Genomic DNA, 6,607 nt, shown 5'->3' on the forward strand with positions numbered 1-6,607 from the left:
CAAGGTATTAATGGGGTTGGTGTAAAAAATGGATATGAGCAGATTTACCTTGGGTTTTGATAAATCATCAGGAAAAAAGCGCTCTACGTTGAATACACGATTCATAAGGGCAGATGTCTCCCGTACCAATGTCTTCCTTCACCGGTTCGTAACCAGAAATCAAACTGGCCTTTGTTCAGCATCCGCAGTGATTCAAACCCATGTATTTGGCCCGTTTGTTGACTTTAAAGCCACCGATGGCTTTATTCAGTTTCTTGATAGGGGCATGATCGGATTCGATGCGATTATTGAGGTATTTGACTTGGCGATTCTGGACGTTAGTACGCAGTCTGGCATCGTGGCTGATACGAGGCGTGTTTATCGGTATTCAGTGTCTTCGGGTGCAGTTCATGACAGTAACGATTCAGGCAGCGGCGAAGGAATTGGTAGGCTGTATAGTTATCTCTTTTCGGCGAAAGGCGGAAGCCTATGGTTCGCCCCTGATTATCGATGACCCGATAGAGGTAACACCTCTTTCCTTTAACATTGACATAGGTTTCGTCAAGCTGCCACGACGAGTTGGCCCGGATGAATTGATAATGCCGCCGCAGATTCCTGTGCAAGATGGGTGAGAACTGAACAAACCATCAGTAGAGCGATGCACGGAGATCCCTCGTTCGGCCCATATATCATTGTGGTTGGTGTAGCTCATCGGAGTAGAGCCATACCAATGAATGTTCCAGAGAATGATTTCAGGGGTAAAATGTATCCAGTTGAATTAGTTGTTCATTTAAGGTTTCTCTGTTCTGCTTATATCACATTAGTCTCTGCTTGAAGACAGTTTTTGCAACAAGCTCGTTGCTGAAATGAATTCTAAAGATGGGACATTTACAGCAGGACTATTTGAACATAACAGTTTATCAGGGTTCAGTTCCGATTCTGGCTAGTCTTGCTCTCGAAAGTCTTTAGACTTAGCAGTAGATAAGTCGTCGAGAGTTCAGTCATGGTTATGACCCCACTTCAATGTCAGCAGGCCAGATTAGCAAGAGATACCCGTTATGATGGTTTGTTTTTTACTGCCGTGAAAACCACCGGCATCTATTGCCGTTCGATTTGCCCGGCTCCAGCACCGAAAGAAAAGAATGTCGAATATTTTCCGACAGCGGTTGCTGCGGCCAACGCGGGATACCGACCTTGCCTGCGCTGTCGTCCTGACAGTGCGCCGGGCTCGCCAGCCTGGTTGGGTAAGAATGCTACCTTAAACCGGGCGCTACGCCTGATAGATGAAGGGGCGCTGACGGAGCAACCGCTTACTCATCTTGCAGACAGGTTGGGGATCACCGAGCGCTATCTTCGCCAGTTGTTTGTTGAGCAAGTTGGCCTGTCACCAAAATCCTATAGTTTGTACCAGCAATGCTTGCTGGCAAAAAAGCTGTTGCATGATACCCGTATGCCGGTAACGGATGTGGCCATGGCGTGCGGTTTTAACAGCATTCGTCGATTCAATGACTGTTTTAAGCAGCAGTTCTCCCTGACTCCGTCCCAGATCCGCAAGCAACAAAAGTCGGCGCTTGAGGCTGGGAAAGGGATCTGTCTGTCGCTTGCCTATCGCCCGCCGTATAACTGGGACTATCTGCAGCAGTTTTACGCATCACGTCTGATCCCCGGTCTGGAGTGGCTGGATGAGAAAAGCTACGGCCGGACCTTTCAGTACGATGACTGTACCGGTCGCTTCACCGCAACGCATGATGAAGGGAAATCGGTATTTCATGTTGAGATACACCTTAGCGATTTGAAATATCTTCCCCGGGTGATCAAGACGATTCGCCGCTGCCTCGATTTGGATGCGGACTCGTTGTTGATAGAGCAGCAGTTGCTACAGGCTCTGGATTGCGAGCAGCTTGAGATGACTGGGGTTCGCCTGCCGGGTATCTGGAGTCCGTATGAGGCAGGAATTCGGGCGATACTCGGTCAGCAGGTGTCAGTTAAGGCGGCACGTAATCTGGTTAGTCGGTTCGTGGACTTTAATCCTCGCAATGATGGTGATTATCGTTATTTTCCCGAACCGGCCCAGGTTAGCCTGTTTGATTTGGAACAGCTTGGTATGCCGCAACGCAGGCGGGATACGTTGAGGAATTTCTCGGCCTTTGCCGAAAGCAATCCGCTGGATGATGCCAAAAGCTTGTTGGCCTTGCCAGGTATTGGACCGTGGACCGTGGATTATATGAGGATGCGGGGACTTAGCGAGCCTGATATCTATCTGGTCAGTGATTTGGGTATAAAGAAAGCGCTGGCCGTATTACCCAACCCAATTGACGATTCACTCGCCGCCCCGTGGCGTAGTTATTTAACTTTGTATTTATGGAGCACTTTGTCATGAACAACCAACTGTTGCAGACGCCAATCGGCTGGCTGAATATCGTTGCCGATGAGTCGGCGGTGGTGGCTATTGAGTTTGATGCCAACCCGGATAGCAGCGAAACACCCAATGCTGTTTCTCGCCAATGTTGCGAGCAGTTAGTGGCATATTTTAACGGTGAAATACAAGATTTCGACGTGCCGCTTAAAATGAATGGCACTGATTTTCAGCGCCAGGTTTGGCAGGCGCTCAACCACATCCCATATGGCGAAACGTGTTCATATGGTGATATCGCCAATCGCATCGGTAATCCCAAGGCGGTGAGGGCGGTTGGTGCCGCGAACGGTAAAAACCCGATCCCGATTATTGTTCCCTGTCATAGGGTTATTGGTAGTTCCGGTAAGCTAACCGGTTATGCCGGCGGGCTGGATTTGAAAGTCTGGTTACTGGAGCATGAAAAGTGCGGTGACTGAGGACAAAAGTTTGCCAAAAAGTAGGGATATTTTGGTGTTTGTGACTGACTAAATCGACGTTGAAGTAGTGATAATTGTATCAAAAGGTGACTGGGTTAACGAAATGTTAATGCTTTGTAATTAGATCGGTAATCACTACTTATAGTCAAATAGATAACAATGTGGGCTAGCTGGTTACTTAAAGCCAGTCATATATCTCCAAAACCTTCCATTATGAAGTGGGAAAACCTGTTTCCTATGTGCTCGTTATGTTGAGTTCGTGTTTCCTTATTGCTAATTTTTTTCGCCACAGGGAAATGTTGGTGATTAGGTAAACACAGTGCTGAATGGTGAAAAATTCTGCTGTGTTCCGCCAACAAAATATAAATACACAGGTGGAACGGAATATGATATCAAAAATTAGTTGTTATCTTGCTGTAGCGTTAACCATGTTTACTTCTTCGGCGAACGCAGCGGGGGAGCAAGTTGGAATTGATAAGGCAATCGATCACTTTTTTAGCGAATACCTCGGTTGGTTCGCGAACACAATTTTTACATCGGTGCCTGTTAATGGGGCTAACTTTCCGGTCATCGTTGGCTGGTTATTCGTAGCTGCGATTATCTTCACGCTGTATTTCGGTTTTGTGCAGTTCAAGCGTTTTGGCTTGGCTGTGAAAATCGTCAAAGGAGACTTTACTGATCCGAACAACAAGGAGCCGGGTCAGGTTTCGCATTTCCAGGCGCTGGCAACCGCACTGTCTGGTACGGTCGGTTTGGGTAACATTGCCGGTGTGGGTGCGGCGCTGGCGATTGGTGGTCCGGGTGCAACATTCTGGATGATCCTGTGTGGCCTGTTGGGTATGGCCTCGAAGTTCTGTGAGTGTACCCTGGGTGTTAAATACCGTAATGAACTGCCAAATGGCGATGTGTCGGGTGGTCCAATGTACTACCTGAGCCGAGGTTTGAAAGAGCGAGGCTTCGGCGGTCTGGGTAAAGGCCTGGCTGTTGGCTTTGCGATTATGACGATTCTGGGTGCACTGGGCGGCGGTAACATGTTCCAGGGTAACCAAGCTAATGCAATGATTGTCCAGACGCTTGGCTTGCCAGAAGGTTATGGTTGGGTAACAGGTCTTATTCTTGCCGGTATGGTGGCATCAGTAATCATCGGTGGTATGCCGTCGATTGCTCGAGTAACTGGTAAGCTGGTTCCTGCGATGGCACTGATTTATGTTGGTATGTCGCTGATTGTTCTGGTAGCCAATGCTTCGCTGATTGGTGATGCGTTCGGTCAAATCATTGAAGGCGCGTTTACAGGAGCTGGTGTAGCAGGTGGTTTCATCGGTGCACTTATCCAGGGTATGAAACGTGCAACTTTCTCTAACGAAGCGGGTGTAGGTTCGGCGGCGATTGCGCACGCAGCGGTTAAAACTAAGGAGCCTGTAACTGAAGGTCTGGTATCGGTACTGGAACCATTCATTGATACTGTTGTGATTTGTACAATGACAGCACTGGTTATCACTATTTCGGGTATGAACAACGGTGAGCTGAGCGGTGTTAACCTGACAGCGGCGGCATTTACCCAAACGGCTGATATCTTCCAGTATGTTCTGGCTGTGGCAGTCGTGATGTTTGCCTTCTCAACCATGATTTCCTGGTCTTACTATGGTCTGAAAGCCTGGACTTACCTGTTCGGTGAAGGCAAAGGTACTGAGCTGGCCTACAAAGTAATGTTCTGCTGCTTTGTGGTTGTCGGTGCCAGCGTTAGCTTCGGTGCGGTAATCGACTTCTCGGATGCTGCTATCTTCGCTATGTCTATCTTCAACATCATCGGTCTGTACTTCCTGATGCCGGTTGTGAAGAAAGAGCTGCAGTCATTCATTGCTCGTGTACAGTCGGGTGAAATCAAGGATTTCAGCAAGGAAGGCGAGAAGGGATTGGCTTTCTCTAAAGGAACTGAGACAAACTAAGCTAATCTAAAATTTGAAGTCTGTATTAAACAGGTCAGCCAATGATATTGGCTGACCTGTTTTCTTTTACACTTTCCTGTACGTTTATTTCCTATGAATGTCGCTAATGCCTGTCACTGATTTATGTTTTTAGTGAGTGGCAGCGGTTTGCGGTGCTTCCTGCCGAAGGTCGATGAGCTCGAACTTATCGACATCTACCAGACCTTTTACTGTCATCTTCAACGACGGGATCACGGGCAGGGCGAGGAAGCTCATTTGAACAAACGGCTCGGCAACCTCGACGCCGATTGCTTGCGAGGCTTGCTTGAGGGCAACAATCTGCGTTGTTATGACCTCTGAGCTGTCGAGGCTCATGATCCCAGCCAGCGGAAGCTTGAGATCGGCAGAGACCTTCCCGTCTTGCACCACACAATAGCCTCCACCGATTGCGAGCAAGTGGTTGATAGCGATAGCCATGCTGTGCTCATCGGCACCAATAGCGACGATATTGTGCGAGTCATGGCCGACGCTGGTTGCAATCGCCCCCTGGTTGAGACTAAACCCTGTTATCAGCCCCTTGGCGGGTGGCAGCTGGTGACCGTATCGCTCGACAACAGCCAGCTTGTTAATGCCTTCACGATCAAACTGCTGACCGTCAAAGTGACAAACGAGGTGATTGGTCAGCAGCTCGTTCTTGATGATCTCAATCACATGGTAGTTACCGTCTGTCAGGGGAATTGCCAGTTCTTCTTCTGTTACCGCTTTATGTTTCAGGGTAGGTTGCAAAGGGGGAACAGAGGCATCTAGCTTGGTCGCTACTGACTCGGCAAGGTGCAGCTCGTCGACAAACTGTCCGCCGATCAGTACCCGCTGAATATCAACCTGCTCAATTGTGTTGACCAAATTGATATCAGCTTTGTAACCCGGAGCCAGCAGTCCCAGCCGACGTAGGCCAAAGTGCCGGGCTGCTGACCATGACGCGACTCGGTAGGCCAAATGAGGCTTGATCTTATGGTGCTGGATAAGCCGTCTGACCATGTAGTCGATATGACCTTCTTTGGCAATTTCGTGAGGATTACGATCATCGGTACAAAGCAGACACAGTGGTGAGCTGAACTCAGTGATCAGTGGGGCCAGTGCATCAAGGTTTTTGGCTACCGACCCTTCGCGCATGATCACCGCCATGCCTTTGGCCAGCTTTTCTTTTCCTTCCTGGTAGTTGGTGGTTTCATGGCAGTTCTGGATGCCGCTGGCAACATAGGCCGAGAGTTCCCGGCCGCTGAGCAAGGGGCAATGCCCGTCGATATTCAACGAGCTAAATGCTTCAAGCTTATCTAGCATGATAGGACTACCATTAAGAACCGCCGGGTAGTCCATGACTTCGGCCAGTCCCAGTACATGCGGGTGGTCGAGGTAGGCGCGCATTTCTTCCACTGTGAAGTCGCTGCCGTTGATATCCAGTCCGGCAACGGCGGGTACACAGGAGCTCACCTGAACGAACATGTTCTGTCGCATCATCTCGCTGCAGCGAAGGAACCACTCGATCCCCGGTTTTCCCATTACGTTAACGAGCTCATGGGGATCACAGACGATGCTGGTGGTACCGAGCGGTAAGGTGGTGCGCTCGAACTCGAACGGCGTCATGGTCGAGGTTTCGACATGCATGTGGCCGTCGATAAATCCCGGTACGGCAATCTGGCCCTTGCAGTCGACGGTTCGTGTAGCCGTTAGCTCTTCTGCTTCAGGGCCGATAGCGGCAATATAGCCTTGATCGATCACAATGGGGCTGGGAGATATTTCACCGTTGACGAGATCAAGTACCGAGATATTGGTTAGCTTGAGATCGGCGGTTTGCTCTTTTCGTAATACGG

General features: G+C 49.4%; 4 protein-coding genes and 1 pseudogene. 3 read left to right on the top strand and 2 right to left on the bottom strand.

The genetic code is table 11. The features are described from left to right. Nucleotides 1–81: 81 nt before the first annotated feature. Nucleotides 82–748: pseudogene (locus MHN01_RS12650) on the bottom strand (IS6 family transposase); the annotation flags it as partial. Between the two features lie 234 nt (nucleotides 749–982). On the opposite strand from MHN01_RS12650, the gene MHN01_RS12655 reads away from it, so the two are divergent. The 3 genes from MHN01_RS12655 (at nucleotide 983) to MHN01_RS12665 (ending at nucleotide 4,757) form a co-directional block, all read left to right on the top strand. After that, the gene (locus MHN01_RS12655; protein WP_239411677.1) at nucleotides 983–2,359 is read left to right on the top strand and encodes an AlkA N-terminal domain-containing protein; all 1,377 of its coding nucleotides are present in this window, start codon (nucleotides 983–985) and stop codon (nucleotides 2,357–2,359) included. Then, a complete protein-coding gene (locus tag MHN01_RS12660; protein ID WP_075766612.1) occupies nucleotides 2,356–2,811 on the top strand; it encodes a methylated-DNA--[protein]-cysteine S-methyltransferase in 456 nt (151 codons plus the stop codon). The genes MHN01_RS12655 and MHN01_RS12660 overlap by 4 nt, the downstream gene beginning before the upstream one ends. A 428-nt stretch (nucleotides 2,812–3,239) precedes the next feature. After that, nucleotides 3,240–4,757, top strand: coding sequence for a sodium:alanine symporter family protein (locus tag MHN01_RS12665; RefSeq protein WP_239411679.1), 1,518 nt, complete (start codon nucleotides 3,240–3,242; stop codon nucleotides 4,755–4,757). A 129-nt stretch (nucleotides 4,758–4,886) separates the two neighbouring features. Here the strand turns inward: MHN01_RS12665 and adeD are convergent. Then, nucleotides 4,887–6,607: adenine deaminase (gene adeD, locus MHN01_RS12670; RefSeq protein ID WP_239411678.1), on the bottom strand; the 1,721-nt coding region annotated here is incomplete at its 5' end.

This window comes from Photobacterium sp. OFAV2-7 (assembly GCF_022347985.1).
Classification (GTDB): Bacteria; Pseudomonadota; Gammaproteobacteria; order Enterobacterales; family Vibrionaceae; genus Photobacterium.

Coding starts and splice junctions, on each gene's coding strand:
- MHN01_RS12655 (WP_239411677.1), top strand. CDS start 983: ATGGTTATGACCCCACTTCAATGTCAGCAGGCCAGATTAGCAAGAGAT.
- MHN01_RS12660 (WP_075766612.1), top strand. CDS start 2,356: ATGAACAACCAACTGTTGCAGACGCCAATCGGCTGGCTGAATATCGTT.
- MHN01_RS12665 (WP_239411679.1), top strand. CDS start 3,240: ATGTTTACTTCTTCGGCGAACGCAGCGGGGGAGCAAGTTGGAATTGAT.